At 73.0% G+C, this 14502-nt stretch carries 12 protein-coding genes; 8 read left to right on the top strand and 4 right to left on the bottom strand.

The annotated features are described in order from the left end of the window. Window positions 1-86 precede the first annotated feature (86 nt). Window positions 87-1550, bottom strand: coding sequence for a CRTAC1 family protein (locus K3554_RS02585; RefSeq protein WP_259943118.1), 1464 nt, complete (start codon window positions 1548-1550; stop codon window positions 87-89). Continuing rightward, complete coding sequence (locus K3554_RS02580; RefSeq protein ID WP_259943115.1) at window positions 1547-2761, bottom strand: ROK family protein; 1215 nt, start codon at window positions 2759-2761, stop codon at window positions 1547-1549. The genes K3554_RS02585 and K3554_RS02580 overlap by 4 nt, the downstream gene beginning before the upstream one ends. Before the next feature lie 192 nt (window positions 2762-2953). On the opposite strand from K3554_RS02580, the gene xylF reads away from it, so the two are divergent. From xylF to xylB, 4 genes are all read left to right on the top strand, one after another. Continuing rightward, window positions 2954-3985: a D-xylose ABC transporter substrate-binding protein gene (xylF, locus tag K3554_RS02575; protein ID WP_259943112.1), complete on the top strand. Its 1032-nt coding sequence runs from the start codon at window positions 2954-2956 to the stop codon at window positions 3983-3985. Window positions 3986-4061: 76 nt separating this feature from the next. Further along, window positions 4062-5372 carry a sugar ABC transporter permease gene (locus K3554_RS02570; RefSeq protein WP_259943109.1) on the top strand — a complete coding sequence of 437 codons (1311 nt, stop codon included), beginning with the start codon at window positions 4062-4064 and terminating at the stop codon, window positions 5370-5372. Between the two features lie 5 nt (window positions 5373-5377). After that, on the top strand, window positions 5378-6157 hold the full coding sequence (locus K3554_RS02565) for an ATP-binding cassette domain-containing protein (protein WP_259943106.1): 780 nt from the start codon (window positions 5378-5380) through the stop codon (window positions 6155-6157). Window positions 6158-6179: 22 nt separating this feature from the next. Beyond that, on the top strand, window positions 6180-7607 hold the full coding sequence (xylB, locus tag K3554_RS02560; RefSeq protein ID WP_259943102.1) for a xylulokinase: 1428 nt from the start codon (window positions 6180-6182) through the stop codon (window positions 7605-7607). 52 nt (window positions 7608-7659) lie between these two features. On the opposite strand, the gene K3554_RS02555 is transcribed toward xylB, so the two are convergent. Then, on the bottom strand, window positions 7660-8319 hold the full coding sequence (locus K3554_RS02555) for a hypothetical protein (RefSeq protein ID WP_259943099.1): 660 nt from the start codon (window positions 8317-8319) through the stop codon (window positions 7660-7662). A 211-nt stretch (window positions 8320-8530) separates the two neighbouring features. Between K3554_RS02555 and K3554_RS02550 the strand changes: the two genes are divergently transcribed. Further along, on the top strand, window positions 8531-9385 hold the full coding sequence (locus K3554_RS02550) for a DMT family transporter (RefSeq protein WP_259943095.1): 855 nt from the start codon (window positions 8531-8533) through the stop codon (window positions 9383-9385). On the opposite strand, the gene K3554_RS02545 is transcribed toward K3554_RS02550, so the two are convergent. Continuing rightward, complete coding sequence (locus K3554_RS02545) at window positions 9382-10311, bottom strand: ABC transporter ATP-binding protein (protein WP_259943093.1); 930 nt, start codon at window positions 10309-10311, stop codon at window positions 9382-9384. The genes K3554_RS02550 and K3554_RS02545 overlap by 4 nt on opposite strands. A gap of 199 nt (window positions 10312-10510) precedes the next feature. Here K3554_RS02545 and K3554_RS02540 point away from each other — a divergent pair, with 199 nt between their 5' ends. The 3 genes from K3554_RS02540 to polA all read left to right on the top strand — a co-directional run bounded on the left by K3554_RS02540 (window position 10511) and on the right by polA (window position 14481). After that, window positions 10511-10720, top strand: coding sequence for a zinc-finger domain-containing protein (locus K3554_RS02540; RefSeq protein ID WP_259943090.1), 210 nt, complete (start codon window positions 10511-10513; stop codon window positions 10718-10720). A 146-nt stretch (window positions 10721-10866) separates the two neighbouring features. Beyond that, the gene (gene trhA / locus K3554_RS02535) at window positions 10867-11559 is read left to right on the top strand and encodes a PAQR family membrane homeostasis protein TrhA (protein WP_259943084.1); all 693 of its coding nucleotides are present in this window, start codon (window positions 10867-10869) and stop codon (window positions 11557-11559) included. Window positions 11560-11637: 78 nt separating this feature from the next. Further along, a complete protein-coding gene (polA, locus tag K3554_RS02530; protein ID WP_259943083.1) occupies window positions 11638-14481 on the top strand; it encodes a DNA polymerase I in 2844 nt (947 codons plus the stop codon). Window positions 14482-14502 lie beyond the last annotated feature (21 nt).

Here is a 14502-nt window from a genome sequence, read left to right as displayed (position 1 = left end):
CGCCGGGGCCTCCGGCTGGGACCTGCGCGCAAAGTTCGGAGGGGTGCGCCCGTGGTGGCCAGAGGTTCCGGCGCGAGGCCGGGGCGTCACCGCTCGATCGTCACCCGCCCCGCCTCCACCCGCTCCCACGCCCCCACCGTCCCGTCGGGCCAAAGCACCCGCACCTCGGCCTCGCTCTCCCCACCGATCCCGAAATGCACCGGCCCTGCCGTCCCCCCCGCATGACCCCCGCCCACGGTCACCTCCTGCGTCTGCACCCCCAAAGCCGTCCGCACCTCCACCCACGCCCCCACGGCCCGCCCGTTCGAACCACCCTGCCGCGGCTCCACCGCCACCGCGTTGCCCGCGTCCGAGACGTTGCGCCACACCTCCAGCGGCGCGCGCCGGTTCATCACCGCGAGGTCGAGCCGCCCGTCGCCGTCGAGGTCGGCCAGCACGGCGCCGCGCCCGCGGTGCATCGAGGCGACCCCCGCCTCCACCGACGCCTCGCGGAACCGCTCGCCCTCGCGCAGCAGCAGCGTGTTCGGGTCCTCCATCGCCATGCCCGGCATCTGGTCGACGTTGCCCTTGGCGATGAAGAGGTCGGCGTCGCCGTCGTTGTCCACGTCGCCCCACGCCGCGTGCCAGCCGGTCGAGGGCCGCCCGTCGCCGCCCGCGTGGGGCCGCTGGGCCGCCGTGCCCATCTCGTAGGGGGCGCGCGCGTGGCCCGAGGGGGTCGACAGCATGAGAAGCTGATCGCCCATGGAGGTGAGGGCAAGGTCGGGCCGCCCGTCGCCGGTCACGTCGCGCGAGGCGATGCCCATGCCCCAGATCGAGGGCGCCGCGAAGCCGTCCTCCGGGCCGAGGAACCGACCCTCGCGCAGGGAATAAAGCTGCTCGGCCCCGCCGCGCACGTAGTAGTGCCGGTCGTTCGACAGGCGCAGGGTCGCCGCGCCGTCGCGGTCCTCGTCGGAGAAGAGGGCGGAGAGGGCGCAGAAGCCGGGATCGAGCACGGTCTCCGCCCAGCCCCCGCCCTCGGGGCGCACGAGAAGGTTGCGGTCGCAGGTGCCGAACGGGCCGTCGGGATCGGCGCGGTCCACGTAGTTGCCGAAGGCCATGGTTGGCCGGTCCTCGCCCTCCCACGTCGCCGAGAACGCCGTGGTCCAGGCGTCGCCGCCGTCGGGGAGGCCGCCGAAGTCGTCCACTTCGAACCCGCAGGCCCCGTCGCCGCGCAGGAAGAGGTTGGGGCCGACCCGCAGCACGGCGAGGTCGAGCGCGCCGTCGCCGTCGATGTCGAGCGGGTAGGCGCCCGTGGCGCCGGTGATCTCGGGGAACGTGCCGGTCTCGAAGCGCATCCCGCCCCGGTTGCGCAGCAGCGTCATCGGGTTCGCGCCGCCCGCGGCCAGGAGCTCGGGCAGGGCATCGCCGTCGCAGTCGAACGCGGCCAGGCCGCCGCCCACGAAGTGCTCCCAGCCTCCGGCATAGACATGCTCGGGGACCGGAACAGGCTCGAACCGGACCTCGGCGGCGGCGGGCAGCGCGGCGAGGGCGAGGAGAAGCGCCGATCTCACGCCAGCAGCCCCGGCGTCGCGCGGTCCAGCGCCAGCGCGGCGGCGCCGCGGGCCCAGACGCCGTCGTCCCAGGCGTTCACCTCGACCGGGGGCGGGTCGGCCAGCACCATCGCCGCCATCGTGTCGAGCATGCCCTCGGCCCAGAGCAGGTCGTAGCGCATGCGGCTGCCCGACAGGATGATGCGCCGCGGCTCGAACAGGTTGGCCACGTTGGCGAGGCCCACGGCCAGGTGCCGCGCCGCGCGCTCGAAGATCGCGCGCGCCGCTGCGTTGCCGCCCCGCGCCTCGGCCAGCAGCGCGTCGAGCACGTCGCCGCCCTCGGGAACGGGCGATTCCAGCACGAGGGCCGCATCGCGCACCAAGGCGTAGTCGGCCACGTAGGCCTCTAGGCAGCCGCGCCCGCCGCAGCGGCACAGCGCCCCGTCGGGATGCACGCGGGTGTGGCCCAGTTCCATGCCGAGGCCCCGCGCGCCGCGCCAGGGCCGGTGGCCGATCACCAGCCCCATGCCGACGCCGTACTCGATGGTGACCACCGCGAAGTCGGGCAGGGCGCGGCCGCGCCCGAACCACAGCTCGGCCACCGTGAGGCAGGCGGCGTCGTTGTCGATGGCGACGGGCACGCCCAGCCGCGCGGCGAGGCGCTCGCCGAAGGGCACGTCGCGGCCCTCGAGCACCGGCGACCAGTGCAACCGCCCGGTGTCGCCGTGGACCATGCCCGGCAGGCCCACCCCGGCGCCCACCACGCGCCCGCCGCACCCTGCCAGCAGCCGCTCCACCAATGCGGCGATGGCGGCGATGGCGGCCTCCGGGTCGCGGTCCGCGGGGTCGCGCGGGGCCGTTCCTTGCGCCACCGGCGTGCCGGCGAGGTCCACCAAGACAGCGGAAATCTCGCGGTCCGACAGCTTCACGCCCACCGCCAGCCCCGCCTCGGGCGCGATGGCGAGCGTCACGGGCGGGCGCCCCCGGCCCGAGGGGGCGGCGCCGGCGACCTCGCGCAGGAGGCCCGCGCCGAGGAGGTCGGAGACCACGGGCGTGACCGATCCGGGCGAGACCTGCAGCTCCTTGGCGAGCGCGGCGCGGCTGAGGTGCCCGGCGGCGCGCACGCTCTCGTAGATGCGCTGGCGCAGGGGCACGGCGGGGGCGTGCGGCGCGAGGCGCAGGGGGCCGATGCCGGAGACGTCCGCGGCGAGGTCGTGGGGGGCGGCTCCCATTCGTTCGGCTCCAGAATTAACTTTGCCGCTCGGTCGGGGTCCGGCGGCGTCCCGTGGCCCAGCAAGACGGCATCGGCGCCGATCCGTCAAATTGTTTGTTCGGTTGCCGAATATATTTGACAGGAGGCCCCGGGATCGGCCAGATCGCCGCATCCGCCTCTCGGGAGAAGGGGCGCGCAAAGGGAGAACACCATGAAGACCACCCTGCTGGCGGCGCTCGCCGCCTCCACCGCCTTCGCGGGCGCCGCCCTCGCCGACGCCCACGCCCCCACCGTCGGGGTGAGCTGGTCGAACTTCCAGGAGGAGCGCTGGAAGACCGACGAGGCCGCCATCAAGGAGGCGCTCGACGCCGCCGGCGCCACCTACATCTCGGCCGACGCCCAGTCGTCCGCCTCGAAGCAGCTCTCGGACATCGAGTCGCTGATCGCCCAAGGCGCCGACGCGCTGATCATCCTCGCCCAGGACAGCCAGGCCATCGGGCCGGCGATCCAGGCCGCCCGCGACGAGGGCATCCCCGTGGTCGGCTACGACCGCCTGATCGAGGACCCCTACGCCTTCTACCTGACCTTCGACAACGTCGAGGTCGGCCGCATGCAGGCCCGCGCCGTGCTGGAGCAGGCGCCCTCGGGCAACTACGTGATGATCAAGGGCTCGGGCACCGATCCCAACGCCGACTTCCTGCGCGGCGGCCAGCAGGAGGTGCTGCAGGAGGCCATCGACGCGGGCGACATCACCATCGTCGGCGAAGCCTACACCGACCAGTGGCTGCCCGCGAACGCCCAGCGCAACATGGAGCAGATCCTGACCGCCAACGACAACCAGGTCGACGCGGTGGTGGCCTCGAACGACGGCACCGCCGGCGGCGTGGTGGCCGCGCTCACGGCGCAGGGCATGGACGGCATCCCGGTCTCGGGCCAGGACGGCGACCACGCGGCCCTGAACCGCGTCGCCAAGGGCACCCAGACCGTGTCGGTCTGGAAGGACGCGCGCGAGCTGGGCCGCGAGGCCGGCGAGATCGCCGTGGCGCTCTCGGGCGGCACCGAGATGTCCGCGATCGAGGGCGCCGAGGAGTGGACGAGCCCGGGCGGCACCACGCTGACCGCGAAGTTCCTGGCCCCCGTGCCGGTGACGCAGGACAACCTCGACGTGGTGGTCGACGCCGGCTGGATCGAGAAGGACGCGCTCTGCCAGGGCGTCGAGGCCGACCTCGAAGTCTGCATGTAAGCCTGCACCGGCCCCGCGCGCCCGCCGCGCGGGGCCACCCCCGACACTCCACCGCGCGCCGCGCCGGAGAATCCCCATGACCGACACCACGGACACCCGCGTCTCGCCGCCGCCGGGCGCGCCCCGGCTGCGCGGCTTCCGCGCGCTCGAGCTCGACACCCGCCTCCTGGGCATGATCGGGGCCTTCGTGCTGATCGCGCTGGCGTTCCACTTCGCCAGCGACGGGCGCTTCATCACGCCGCGCAACCTGTTCAACCTCACGATCCAGACCGCCTCGGTCGCCATCATGGCCACCGGCATGGTGTTCATCATCGTGACCCGCCACATCGACCTGAGCGTGGGCTCGATCCTCGCCACCTGCTCGGCCGTGATGGCGATGACGCAGACCGCGTTCATGCCCGACGTGCTGGGCCTGCCCCTGAACCATCCCCTGACGGCGCCCGTCGCCATCGCCGTCGGCATCGTGGCGGGCACGGCGATCGGCGCGTTCCACGGCTGGCTGGTGGGCTACCGGGCGATCCCGGCCTTCATCGTCACCCTCGGCGGCCTGCTCGTGTGGCGCAACGTCGCCTGGTACCTGACGAGCGGTCAGACCATCGGTCCGCTGGATGCGAACTTCATGCGCCTCGGCGGCATCAACGGCACGCTGGGCGAGTTCTGGTCCTGGGTGGTCGGCCTCGTCGCCGTGGCCCTCGCCCTCTGGGGCCTGTGGGCCGCGCGGCGCTCAAAGATCGCCCACGAGGCGCCCGTGAAGCCGCTCTGGGCCGAGGCTGCCGTGGCCGCCGCCATCGCCGCCGTGATCCTGGGCTTCGTGGCCCTCCTGAACGCCTACGACGTGCCGAGCCGCCGGCTGGAGCGCAGCTTCGAGGCGCAAGGACTGGCGATGCCCGAGGGCTACACCGAAGGCTACGGCCTGCCGCTCTCGGTGCTCCTCGTGCTGGCCGTGGCGATCGCGATGACCGTGGTGGCGCGGCGCACCCGCTTCGGGCGCTACATCTTCGCCACCGGGGGCAACCCGGATGCTGCCGAGCTGTCGGGCATCGACACGCGCTGGCTGACCGTGAAGATCTTCGCGCTGATGGGCGCGCTCTGCGCCATCTCGGCGGTGGTCGCCTCGGCGCGCCTCGCCAACCACTCCAACGACATCGGCACGCTCGACGAGCTGCGCGTGATCGCCGCCGCGGTGATCGGGGGCACCGCGCTGAAGGGCGGGGTGGGCACGATCCACGGCGCCATCCTCGGCGCGCTCATCATGCAGTCGCTGCAGTCGGGCATGGCGATGGTGGGCGTGGACGCGCCGCTTCAGAACATCGTGGTCGGCACCGTGCTGGTGCTCGCCGTTTGGATCGACATCGAGTATCGCAGGCGCATGGGGGCGCGGGACTGATGGGCATGGCAAAGGCACCCGTGGACCGCAGCGGCACGCCGCTGGTGGAACTGCGCGACATCTCGATCGCCTTCGGGGGCGTGCGCGCCGTGGACGGCGTCTCGCTCGACCTCTGGCCCGGCGAGGTGGTGGGCCTGCTGGGCCACAACGGCGCCGGCAAGTCGACCCTGATCAAGTGCCTCTCGGGGGCCTACCGGCGCGACTCCGGCACGATCCTGATCGACGGCGAGGAGGCCGACATCCGCTCTCCGGCGGACGCCCGGCGCTTCAACATCGAGACGATCTACCAGACCTTGGCGCTGGCGGACAACCTCGACGCCCCCGCCAACCTCTTCCTCGGGCGCGAGATCACCAATCGCTTCGGGCTGGTGAACGACGCGGCGATGGAGGCCGAGACGCGCCGCATCATGGCGCGCCTCAACCCGAACTTCCGCAAGATCAACGAGCCTGTCTCGGCCCTTTCGGGCGGCCAGCGCCAGTCGGTGGCGATCGCCCGCGCGGTCTACTTCAACGCCCGCATCCTGATCATGGACGAGCCGACGGCGGCCCTGGGCGTCCACGAGACCAAGATGGTCGCCGACCTGATTCAGGAGCTGAAGGCGCAAGGTCTGGGCATCTTCCTGATCTCCCACGACACGCGCGAGATGATGGAGCTGTGCGACCGCGTCTCAGTGATGAAGAACGGCCAGCTCGTCGGCACCGAGCGGGTCGAGGACGTCACCGAGGACGACATCCTGTCGATGATCATCCTGGGCAAGAACCCGAAGGCGGCGGTGCCCGCCTGAGGCCGGGGGAGGGAGCACGCGCATGTATCTCGGCTTCGACCTCGGGACGTCGTCGCTCAAGGCTCTTCTGGTGGACGACGCGCAGCGCGTCGTCGCCGAGGCCTCCGCCCCGCTGACGGTCCGGCGGCCCCATGCCGGCTGGGCCGAGCAGGACGCCAGCGACTGGGAGACGGCGCTGCGGGACGTGGTGGCCAAGCTACGGGCGAACGCCGACCTCTCGGGCCTCCGTGCCATCGGGCTGGCCGGGCACATGCACGGTGCCACGCTGGTGGACGAGGGCGGCCGCCCCCTGCGCCCCTGCATGCTCTGGAACGACACCCGCGCCCATGCCGAGGCCGCGGAGATGGACGCCGACCCCCGCTTCCGGCGCATCACCGGCAACATCGTGTTCCCCGGCTTCACCGCGCCGAAGGTGGAGTGGGTGCGCCGCCATGAGGCCGAGACCTTCGCCCGCACGGCCCGCGTCCTCCTGCCCAAGGACTACCTGCGCCTCGTGCTGACCGGCGAGGCCGTGTCCGAGATGTCGGACGCCTCGGGCACGAGCTGGCTAGACGTCGGAGCGCGGGACTGGTCGGACGAACTGCTCGCTGCCTGCCACCTGGACCGCGCCCGCGTGCCCCGCCTCGTGGAGGGCTCCGATGTCTCGGGCACCCTGCGCCCCGCGCTCGCCGCGGACCTCGGCCTGCCGGTCGTCCCCGTCGCGGGCGGGGCGGGCGATAACGCGGCGGCCGCGGTGGGTACGGGCGCGGTCGAGCCGGGCACGGGCTTCGTCTCGCTGGGCACCTCGGGGGTGCTGTTCGTCTCGACGCCCGGCTTCGCGCCCGACCCCGCCACGGCCGTGCACAGCTTCGCCCACGCGGTCCCCGGCACGTGGCACCAGATGGGGGTGATCCTGGCCGCGACCGACAGCCTGGAATGGGCCGCGCGCCTCACGGGGCGCCCGGCGGCGGAGCTGGCGTCGGGCGAGGTCGCCGCGCCGGGCCGCCCGCTGTTCCTGCCCTATCTCGGCGGCGAGCGGACGCCCCACGACGACGCGGGCGTGCGCGGCATGCTGCTCGGGCTGGAGCACGCCACCGACGCCGCCGCGCTGGGCCGCGCGGTGATGGAGGGCGTGGCCTTCGCGTTCCGCGACGCGCTTGATGCCCTCGCCGCCACGGGCACGCGCGCGGACCGGCTGCTGGCCGTGGGCGGGGGCGCGCGATCGGAGACCTGGCTCGGCATCGTGGCGAACGCGCTGGAGCTGCCGCTGGAGGTGCCCGAGGGCGGGGCCTTCGGCGCGGCGCTCGGGGCCTGCCGGCTGGCGATGATGGCGGACGGAGCGGGGCGCGCGGTGCTCCACCCGCCCCGCACGGCCCGCACGGTCGAGCCGGACCCGGCCCTGGGGGACGCGTACCGCGCGGCGCAGGCCCGCTACCGCGCCGCCTACGCGGCCGCGGCGCCGCTGTCCTGAAGGGGGGGTCGGGCCGCGCCGCACGCTCGTGCGGGCGGCGACGGCTGGGTCGTTAGGCCGCGGCTGCGGCGCCCCGCGCCCTGCGCCGTCTCCACAGCGCGCCGCCCAGCAGCGCGCCGGCCAGCAGCGCGCCCGGGGCGGGCAACGGCACCACGGCGGCGCCGTTCACGGTCAGCACCGCGTCGTAGAGCAGGAAGTCGTTCGCGGTCCCCGACACGTTCTCGTCGAAGCCGAAGTCCAGCTTGAGGGTGTCGAGGGCGGTCGCGAACACGTCCACGTCCGCATCGTCGGTGTTGTAGTCCACCCGCAGCGACACGGTGCCGGTATCCAGGATGCCGATTTCCGGCATCCGGGTGTACAGGTTGTCGGAGATGGAGCCCTGCACGCTGCCGTAGATGTCGAAGTACCACCGCTCGGTCGGCGCCGCGCCCGTTCCCGAGAAGCTGAGCGTGAGCGTGAGGCTGCGGATCACGTAGCTCGCGAGGCTCGACAGGTCGAAGCTGTCGCGGAACGCGCCGGCCCTGTCGCCGGTGGGGCTGTCGTCCACCACCGCCGCGGTGGGCAGCATCGTGATGCTGCCCTGGGGTATGTGCTGGCCCGCGAGCGGCCCCAGGAGGCCGTAGTCGTGGGTGAACACGCCGATGGTCCCGGCCGCCGCGGGGAGCGGGGCGCACAGGGCGGCGAAGGCGAGGGCGAGCATGCGTCGCGTCATGGGGGAAACTCCTGCTTGCCCCGGTGATACCGCCGGAATGCGATCAAGGTTTGACGCGGATCGGCGCCGGTTCGCGCACGATCCGCCGCCGGGGCGGGCACCGTTTCCCCGCGCCCCGCGCCCCGCGCCGTGCGCGGGGTCGGCGGCGCCTCCGCTCCGGGCGATCCCATCCGGCCTTGCCGCGGGGTCGCACGGCAGGCATGGCGCGTTCATGACTGGGGGCGAGAGCGGACGGCGGCGCGCGACGCTGGTGGGGTTCGGGGCGGTGCTGCTCTGGGCCACGCTCGCGCTGTTCACGGCGCTGTCGGGCACGGTGCCGCCGCTGCAGCTCTTGGCGATGTGCTTCGGGGTCGGCGGCACGCTCGGCCTCCTGTGGGGCGGCGTGCCGCGGGGCGTGCCCCCCGGCGCCTGGGCGCTCGGGGTGGGCGGGCTGTTTGGCTACCACCTTCTCTACGTGCTCGCCCTGCGCGCGGCGCCGCCCGTGGAGGCGAGCCTCGTGGCCTATCTCTGGCCGCTCCTGATCGTGCTCCTGTCGGCCCTGTTCCAGCGCCTGCGGTGGTTCCACGTGGCGGGCGCGGCCCTCGGGCTCCTGGGCGCGGCGCTCGTGGTGTCGGGCGGGCGGGGCATGGCCTTCGCGCCGCTGCCGGGACACGCCATCGCGCTCGCGGCCGCCTTCGTGTGGACCGGCTACTCGGTGCTCCAGCGGCGCTACGCCGAGGTGCCCACCGCCGCCGTCTCGGGCTTCTGCCTCGGCGCGGCCCTGCTGGCGGGGGCGGCGCATCTCCTGCTGGAGGAGACGGTGGTTCCGCAAGGGACAGAGTGGCTGGCGATCCTGGGGCTGGGGCTCGGCCCCGTGGGGGCGGCGTTCTTCCTGTGGGACGTGGGCTGCAAGCGCGGCGACCTCGCCGTCCTGGGCGCGTCGAGCTACGCCGCGCCGCTCCTGTCCACACTGGTGCTGGTGGTCTTCGGGCTGGCCGAGCCCACGTGGACGCTGGCGCTGGCCTGCGCGCTGATCACCGGGGGCGCGGCGCTGGCCGCTTCGGAGATGCTGCTGCGGAGATCCTAGTCCCGGTGGGTCAGGGCCACGAACACGTCCTCCAGATCTGGCTCCTCGGTGCGCACGTCGCGGACCTCCACGCCGCCCGCGTGGACGGCGGCGAGGATGGCCTCCACCGATGCCCGCGCGCGGCTGTAGGTGAAGGCCAAGGCCCCGTCGGCGCGGCGCTCCAGCTCCACGCCCTCGGGCGCGGCGACGGATGCCCCGTCGCCCTCGGGGACCACCACCAGCGTCTTGGAATCGAGCCGGTTCAAGAGGTTCTCGGTGCGGTCGCGGACGATGAGCTTGCCCTCGCCGACGATGGCGATCTCGTCGCACATCTCCTGCGCCTCCTCGAGGTAGTGGGTGGTCAGGATGATGGTCATGCCGCGTTCCCGATTCAGGCGGCGGACGTTGCGCCAGAGCATCTGGCGCAGCTCGATGTCGACGCCCGCGGTGGGCTCGTCGAGTACCAGGATCTGGGGGTGGTGGACCAGCGCCTTGGCGAGCAGGAGCCGCCGCCGCATGCCGCCCGAGAGGGTGCGGGCGTAGGCGTCGGCCTTGTCGGATAGTCCAACCAGTTCAAGGATTTCCGCCGTCCTGCGGTCGCGGGGGGGCACGCCGTAGAGGCCGGCCTGCACCTCGAGCGCGCCCTCGGGCGTGAAGAACGGGTCGAGGTTCAGCTCCTGGGGCATCACGCCGATGGCGGCGCGGCTCTGGCGGGGGTTGCGGTCCTGGTCGAAGCCCCAGATGCGCACGCGCCCCGCGGTCTTGCGCACGAGGCCCGCCAGGATGTTGATCGTGGTGGACTTTCCGGCGCCGTTGGGCCCCAGAAGACCGAAGATGGAGCCCTCCGGAATCGAGAGGTCCAGACCCTCCAGCGCCACCTTCTCGGGGGAGCGCCCGTCGCCCGCATAGACCTTGCGCAGGCCCTCGATCTCGATCGCGTCGGTCATGGCTCGGCTCCCGGTTCGGGACGGACCTAGCGGCGGGCGGATAGGGCGGCAAGCGGGGGGCGCCCCCCGTGCACCCCCCGTACACCCCCCGTGCAGACAGAAGGGCGCCGGTCCGGCGGGCCGCTTCGGGGCGCGGGCCGCCTTGCCGCCGCGGCCCCGCGCGCCCATAACCCGACCCAGCCACGTCGGAGCCGCCCCCATGACCACCGGAACCCCCCGCTACCCCTCGCGCCAGCACGACCTGCCGCCGCCCGAGACCGAGGAGGTCACGACGCTGCGGGTGGCCTGCGACGGCGCCGGCGGCGCGCTGGGCCATCCGCGCGTGTGGCTGACCATCGACCCGCAGGTGGGCCACGTGGACTGCGGCTACTGCGACAAGCGGTTCGTCCTGGCGGGCGACGGCCACTAGGCTGCCGCCCCCGGCCTTCCGCCACGTCGTGCGCGCACGACCCCGAGAGCGGGCTGGCGCCGGCGACGATCGGGCCGAACTGTGGAGGGAACGAACGGGGCGCTCCGGCGCTTTCGTCGTGCCACCGCACTCCACCGGACCGCTCCATGACCGCCGACCTCGCCCTCGCCACGCCGCCGCCCGCTCCGGGCGCGCGGCGCGCCTACTCCCGCGGCGAGCGCCTCTCGGACGCGGCCGTCCACCTCGCCGGTCTCGCCCTCGCCATCGGCGCACTGCCGGTGCTGATCGCCTATGCGGCGACCTGGCACGCCAGCCCCTCGGGGCTGGCGGGGCTGTCGATCTACGGCGTGACGCTGGTGGCCATGCTCTCGGCCTCGCTGGCCTACAACCACGTGCCGCGCCCCGACCTCGCGGACCGGCTGCGGCAGCTCGACCTCTCGGCGATCTACCTCAAGATCGCCGGCACCGTGACGCCCTTCGCGCTGCTCTCGGGCACGGGCGCCGCGTTCCTGGCCGCCATGTGGTCGGCCGCCGGGCTGGCCGCCGCCACGGTGTTCCTGCGCCGCCGCCGCTCCACCGCGCTGTCGATCGCGATCGGGCTCGGGATGGGCTGGGCCGTGCTGCTCGGCGGGCAGGGCGTGATCGCCACCGTGAGCTGGCCCGTGCTGTGGCTGATGGTGGCGGGGGGCCTGCTCTACACGCTGGGCACGCCGTTCCTGGTGATCGAGCGGATGCGCTACCACAACACGATCTGGCACGGCTTCGTGGTGGCCGCGAGCGTGCTCTACTTCGTGGCGATCTTCCTCCACGCCGCGGACATGGCAACCGCCGCGACGTGACGCGGCGCCACGGCAGGGCCCGCTAGCGCCGCGCCGCCCCGCGTGGCACATCGGGCGCGAGCTTCGCGGAGGACGACGATGGATTTCGGCAAGGGTTGCCACCTGCACCTGATCGACGGGTCGGCCTACATCTTCCGCGCCTTCCACGCGCTGCCCCCCCTCACGCGCAAGTCCGACGGGCTGCCCGTGGGCGCCGTCTCGGGCTTCTGCCAGATGCTGGACCGCTACGTGGAGGCGAACACCGGCGCCGATGCGGCGACCCACGTCGCGGTCGTCTTCGACAAGGGGAGCCACACGTTCCGCAACGAGATGTTCGCGGACTACAAGGCCAACCGCTCGGCCATGCCCGAGGACCTGGCGCCCCAGATCCCGCTGACCCGCGAGGCGACCCGCGCCTTCAACATCGCCTGCCTGGAGATGGCCGGCTTCGAGGCCGACGACATCATCGCCGCGCTCGCCTGCCAAGCGCGCGACGCGGGCGGGCGCGTCACGATCCTCAGCTCCGACAAGGACCTGATGCAGCTCGTGGGCGGCGGGGTCGAGATGCTCGACCCGATGAAGAACAAGCGCATCGACGCCGACGGCGTGCGCGAGAAGTTCGGCGTAGGCCCCGAGCGCGTGGTCGACGTGCAGGCGCTGGCCGGGGACTCGGTGGACAACGTGCCCGGTGCGCCCGGCATCGGCATCAAGACCGCGGCCCAGCTCATCAACGAGTTCGGCGACCTCGAGACGCTCTTGGACCGGGCGGAGGAGATCAAGCAGCCCAAGCGGCGCCAGACCCTCCTGGAGCACCGCGCGCAGATCGAGCTGTCGAAGCGGCTGGTGCAGCTGGACTGCGACATGGCGGTGGACGTCTCGCTGGATGACTTGGAGATCCGCGACGCCGACCCCGACGCGCTCTTGGGCTTCCTGAACGCCATGGAGTTCCGCACCCTCACGCGGCGCATCGCCGACCGGCTGGGCGCCGAGGCCCCCACGATCGAGACCGCCGCGCCCGCCGACGCCCCCGCCGAGGTGGAGATGCCCGCCATCGACCACGCCGCCTACGAGGTGGTGCGCGACGAGGCGGCGCTGGCCCGCTGGATCGACATGATCGTGGCCGAGGGCGCGGTGGCGGTGGACACCGAGACCACGGCGCTCGACGAGATGCTGGCGGAGCTGGTGGGCATCTCGCTCTGCGTCGGGCCGGGGCGGGCGGCTTACGTGCCGCTGATCCACAAGCGGGGCGCGGAGGCGGAAGGCGAGGGGGGCGACCTGTTCGGGGCGCCGGACGCGGATGCGCTGGCCGAGGGGCAGATGGCGCCCGCGCGCGCGCTGGAGATGCTGCGCCCCGTGCTGGAGGATCCGGCGATCCTCAAGATCGGCCAGAACATGAAGTACGACTGGAAGGTGCTGCGCCGGGCCTGGGCTGCCGCGTTCGGGCCGGAGAACCCGCTCGACGTGGCCCCGATCGACGACACGATGCTGCTGAGCTACGCCCAGCACGCGGGCCTGCACGGCCACGGCATGGACGAGCTTGCGGAGCGCTACCTCGGCCACCACTGCATCCCGATCAAGCAGCTGATCGGCACGGGCAAGGCGCAGGTGACCTTCGACCGGGTGCCGATCGACAAGGCCGCGCCCTACGCGGCCGAGGACGCCGAGGTGACGTGGCGGCTGTGGCACCTGCTGAAGCCGCGCCTCCACGCCGAGAAGGTCACCAAGGTCTACGAGACCTTGGAGCGGCCCATGGTGCCCGTGCTCAGCCGAATGGAGATGCACGGGATCGAGGTGGACCGCGCCGTCCTCAGCCGCATGTCGGGCGCCTTCGCGCAGAAGATGGCCGCGCTCGAGGAGGACATCCATGCGCTGGCGGGGCGGCCGTTCAACGTCGGGTCTCCGAGCCAGCTCGGCGAGATCCTGTTCGGCGAGATGGGGCTGCCGGGGGGCAAGAAGACCAAGACCGGCGCCTGGGCCACGGGCGCCGACGTGCTGGAGGACCTCGCCACCGAGCACGACCTCGCGCGGCGGGTGCTGGACTGGCGGCAGATCGCGAAGCTCAAGAACACCTACACCGACAACCTGCAGGGTCACATCCATCCCGAGACGGGGCGGGTGCACACGTCGTACTCCATCGCGGGGGCCAACACCGGGCGGCTGGCCTCGTCGGACCCCAACCTGCAGAACATCCCCGTGCGCACCGAGGAGGGGCGGCGCATCCGCGAGGCCTTCGTGGCGCCAGAGGGACGGTTGCTGGTGTCCCTGGACTACAGCCAGATCGAGCTGCGCCTTCTGACCGAGTTCGCCGACGTGCCCGCGCTGGAAGAGGCGTTCCGGGCGGGCGACGACGTCCATGCGGTGACGGCGTCCGAGATGTTCGGCGTGCCCCTGGCGGAGATGACGCCCGACGTGCGGCGCTCGGCCAAGGCGATCAACTACGGGATCGTCTACGGCATCTCGGGCTTCGGGCTGGCGCGCAACCTGCGCATCCCGCGCGAGGAGGCGACCGAGTTCATCCGGCGCTACTTCGAGAAGTTCCCGGGCATCAAGGAGTACATGGACGCCACCACCGCGCGGGCCAAGGCGGACGGCTTCGTGCGCACGCTCTTCGGGCGCAAGGTGCACACGCCCGGCGTCGCGTCCAAGGGCCCGCAGGCGGGCTACGCGCGCAGGGCCGCGATCAACGCGCCGATCCAGGGCAGCAACGCCGACATCATCCGCCGCGCCATGGCGCGCATGGAGCCGGCGATCGCGGGACTGGACGCCAAGATGCTCTTGCAGGTCCACGACGAGCTCCTGTTCGAGGTGGCCGAGGGGGACGCCGACGCCCTGATCGAGCGCGCGCGCGAGGTGATGGTGGCGGCCAACCTGCCGGTGCGCCCCCTCTCGGTGCCGATCGTGGTGGACGCGGGACGGGGGCGAACCTGGGCCGAGGCGCACTAGGGGCCGCCCGGTGATCCTCCT

It is taken from the genome of Jannaschia sp. W003 (genome assembly GCF_025144335.1).
Lineage (GTDB): Bacteria > Pseudomonadota > Alphaproteobacteria > Rhodobacterales > Rhodobacteraceae > Jannaschia.
Note: the sequence above shows the minus strand (reverse complement) of the source record. Positions and strands in the feature narration are given on the sequence as shown.

Coding starts and splice junctions, on each gene's coding strand:
- K3554_RS02545 (WP_259943093.1), bottom strand. CDS start 10,311: ATGACCGACGCGATCGAGATCGAGGGCCTGCGCAAGGTCTATGCGGGC.
- xylB (WP_259943102.1), top strand. CDS start 6,180: ATGTATCTCGGCTTCGACCTCGGGACGTCGTCGCTCAAGGCTCTTCTG.
- K3554_RS02570 (WP_259943109.1), top strand. CDS start 4,062: ATGACCGACACCACGGACACCCGCGTCTCGCCGCCGCCGGGCGCGCCC.
- K3554_RS02565 (WP_259943106.1), top strand. CDS start 5,378: ATGGCAAAGGCACCCGTGGACCGCAGCGGCACGCCGCTGGTGGAACTG.
- K3554_RS02550 (WP_259943095.1), top strand. CDS start 8,531: ATGACTGGGGGCGAGAGCGGACGGCGGCGCGCGACGCTGGTGGGGTTC.
- K3554_RS02555 (WP_259943099.1), bottom strand. CDS start 8,319: ATGACGCGACGCATGCTCGCCCTCGCCTTCGCCGCCCTGTGCGCCCCG.
- polA (WP_259943083.1), top strand. CDS start 11,638: ATGGATTTCGGCAAGGGTTGCCACCTGCACCTGATCGACGGGTCGGCC.
- K3554_RS02540 (WP_259943090.1), top strand. CDS start 10,511: ATGACCACCGGAACCCCCCGCTACCCCTCGCGCCAGCACGACCTGCCG.
- xylF (WP_259943112.1), top strand. CDS start 2,954: ATGAAGACCACCCTGCTGGCGGCGCTCGCCGCCTCCACCGCCTTCGCG.
- trhA (WP_259943084.1), top strand. CDS start 10,867: ATGACCGCCGACCTCGCCCTCGCCACGCCGCCGCCCGCTCCGGGCGCG.
- K3554_RS02580 (WP_259943115.1), bottom strand. CDS start 2,761: ATGGGAGCCGCCCCCCACGACCTCGCCGCGGACGTCTCCGGCATCGGC.